Origin of the sequence: Streptomyces adustus, from assembly GCF_009377175.1 — a bacterium.
GTDB lineage: Bacteria > Actinomycetota > Actinomycetes > Streptomycetales > Streptomycetaceae > Streptomyces > Streptomyces adustus.
Genome location: NZ_VJZD01000500.1, coordinates 1 through 2,400 on the forward strand (window position 1 = coordinate 1; position 2,400 = coordinate 2,400).

Genomic DNA, 2,400 nt, shown 5'->3' on the forward strand with positions numbered 1-2,400 from the left:
GTGGCACGACCTCTCGGTCGTGCCACCCCGCTTCATCGCATCCGGAACCGAGCGCAACTGGTCCTTACCCGCCGCATATCCACCGTTTGCCAGCGGTAAGAAGCATCTTGGTGGCAATCTGCTCAACAGCAGATACGCAAAGTGGCAAGTAGAGGTATGCAGCCGGAGGTGCACGTCCCGTGGTGTCCAACGTCAATCCCACTGTCAGGCGACGCCGGTTGGGCCAGGAGCTTCGCCGGCTGCGGGAGCTCAAGGGCATGACGGCCGAGGAAGTGGCCGAGCGGCTCCTGGTGTCGCAGTCGAAGATCAGCCGGCTGGAGAACGGCCGGCGCAGTATCAGCCAGCGCGACGTCCGCGACCTGTGCGGGGTCTACGAGGTGGAGGACCACCGGATCGTGGACTCGCTGATGCAGATGGCCAAGGACTCCCGGCAGCAGGGCTGGTGGCACTCGTTCGGGGACATCCCGTACAGCGTCTACATCGGCCTGGAGACGGACGCGGCGAGCCTGCGCGTGTACGACCCGCAGGTGGTCCCGGGGCTGCTCCAGACCCGGCAGTACGCCGAGTCGCTCATCGCGGGCGCGCTGCCCGAGACGGCGGCCGCGGACATCGAGAAGCGGGTGCAGGTGCGGCTGCGCCGACAGGAACGAATCTCCACCCCCGACAACCCGCTGCGGCTGTGGACGGTCCTGGACGAGGCGGCGCTGAAGCGGGTGGTCGGCAACAAGTCCGTGATGCGCGACCAGTTGGAGCACCTGGTCGAGCAGTCCCAGCACCCGCACGTCACCGTGCAGGTGATCCCCTTCGACATGGGCGCGCACCCGGGTCTGAACGGGCAGTACGCGATCCTGGAGTTCCCCGACGCGGCGGACTCCAGCGTCGTCTACATCGAGGGCGTCACCAGCGACCTCTACCTGGAGAAGGCGAACGACGTCCAGAAGTACAGCGTGATGTACGAGCACCTGCGGGCGCAGGCCCTGAACGTCGAACAGTCGCGCCAATTCATCGCGGACATTGCGAAGGAGTACGCGCGCTGAGAAGAAAGTGGCGCACGGTACACCGTCCACCGTGCGGGATGGAAGACCCCAATGGAATATGCCATCCAGTCGAGTGAATAGTCGCTTCGCAAGCCGATGTTGGCGAGTAGCGTCGATCACGCCATCAAGCAACAAGGTTGGCGCAAACCGCGCTGTGGGTCCGGAGTCGGACGCGTCGTGCGGTGACAGCAACTCAACAACTGGCAATCCGGAGCAGAAATGGCAATTCGTCAGGGCGTCACGGACACGTGGACCAAGTCCTCCTACTCCACGGGGAACGGCGCATGCGTCGAGGTCAAGTCACCGATCGTCGCGGCCATGTCCGTACGTGACTCCAAGGTCCTCGAGGGTCCCGTGCTGGCGTTCCCCGCACAGTCGTGGAACGCCTTCGTCACCGAGGTCGGCAAGGGAGTCTTCGGCCTCGGTTGATGCACGGACACCACCCAAAACTTCATAAGCAGCAAACAGAGCCCTCTCGACCAGCTCGCCGTCCTAGCCGAGAGGGCTCGGCTTATTCCCGCCCCCGCCGGTACCGGGGGCCGGGAGTCAGCCGGCGAGCTGGGCCTCGACCGCCGCGACGATCTCGGCGGCCTCCGGCTCGGTCTGCGGCGAGAACCGGGCGGCGACCTTGCCGTCCCGCCCGATCAGGAACTTCTCGAAGTTCCAGCGGATGTCCCCGGTGTGACCCTCGGCGTCGGCGAAGCCGACCAGGCCCGCGTAGAGCGGGTGCCGGGCCTCCCCGTTCACCTCGACCTTCTCGGTCATCGGGAAGGTCACGCCGTACGTCGCCGAGCAGAACTCGGCGATCTCCTCGGCGGAGCCGGGCTCCTGCCCGAGGAACTGGTTGCAGGGCACGCCAAGCACGGTGAAGCCCTGCTCCGCGTAGCGCGCGTGCAGTCGCTCCAGGCCGGTGTACTGCGGGGTGAGCCCGCACTTGGAGGCCACGTTCACCACGAGCACCGCCTGGCCGGCGTACTGCGCGAGGTTCGCCGGACCGCCCTGGAGGGCGTCGATGTCGACGTCGTGGAAGGTAACGGAGGATTCGGGGGATTCGGGGGAGTTGTGAGCGTCAGCAGTCATGACAGCGATGCTAACCAGCGTGGAGCGGCTGTTCGAGAAAGGCCTCCCGGACACCACCGCCCACACCCCGGCCGCCCTGTCCGGGCCGCCCCCGCGTCACCCCGTCCGGGCCGCCTCCAGCAGGGCCTCGCCGGCCGGTGTCCGTGAGTACAGCACCGAGCGCCCGGCGCGTCGTCGTCGGACCAGCCCGGCGTCCAGCAGGACCCGCAGATGCCGCCCGACCGACCCGAGCCCCTGCCCGGTCACGGCGACCAGCTGGGTGGTGCTCATCGGATCGCCGAGC

General features: G+C 67.2%; 4 protein-coding genes. 2 read left to right on the forward strand and 2 right to left on the reverse strand.

The features are described from left to right. The first annotated feature begins 179 nt into the window (after nucleotides 1-179). Both FNH09_RS46075 and FNH09_RS46080 read left to right on the forward strand, forming a co-directional pair. Nucleotides 180-1,037 carry a Scr1 family TA system antitoxin-like transcriptional regulator gene (locus tag FNH09_RS46075; RefSeq protein ID WP_162470114.1) on the forward strand — a complete coding sequence of 286 codons (858 nt, stop codon included), beginning with the start codon at nucleotides 180-182 and terminating at the stop codon, nucleotides 1,035-1,037. Nucleotides 1,038-1,256: 219 nt separating this feature from the next. Next, entirely contained in the window at nucleotides 1,257-1,466 is a 210-nt protein-coding gene (locus FNH09_RS46080; protein WP_152895825.1) for a DUF397 domain-containing protein, read from the forward strand. Between the two features lie 117 nt (nucleotides 1,467-1,583). Here FNH09_RS46080 and FNH09_RS46085 read toward each other — a convergent pair whose 3' ends face one another. Together FNH09_RS46085 and FNH09_RS46090 are read right to left on the reverse strand one after the other, a co-directional pair. Beyond that, nucleotides 1,584-2,117, reverse strand: a complete 534-nt coding sequence (locus FNH09_RS46085; protein ID WP_152895826.1) for a glutathione peroxidase — start codon at nucleotides 2,115-2,117, stop codon at nucleotides 1,584-1,586. 96 nt (nucleotides 2,118-2,213) lie between these two features. Continuing rightward, on the reverse strand, nucleotides 2,214-2,400 hold a 187-nt coding region (locus FNH09_RS46090; protein WP_152895827.1), incomplete at its 5' end, for an ArsR/SmtB family transcription factor.

Bases quoted from the DNA above. Each gene is read 5' to 3' on its own strand.
- FNH09_RS46080 (WP_152895825.1), top strand. From the start codon at position 1,257: ATGGCAATTCGTCAGGGCGTCACGGACACGTGGACCAAGTCCTCCTAC.
- FNH09_RS46085 (WP_152895826.1), bottom strand. From the start codon at position 2,117: ATGACTGCTGACGCTCACAACTCCCCCGAATCCCCCGAATCCTCCGTT.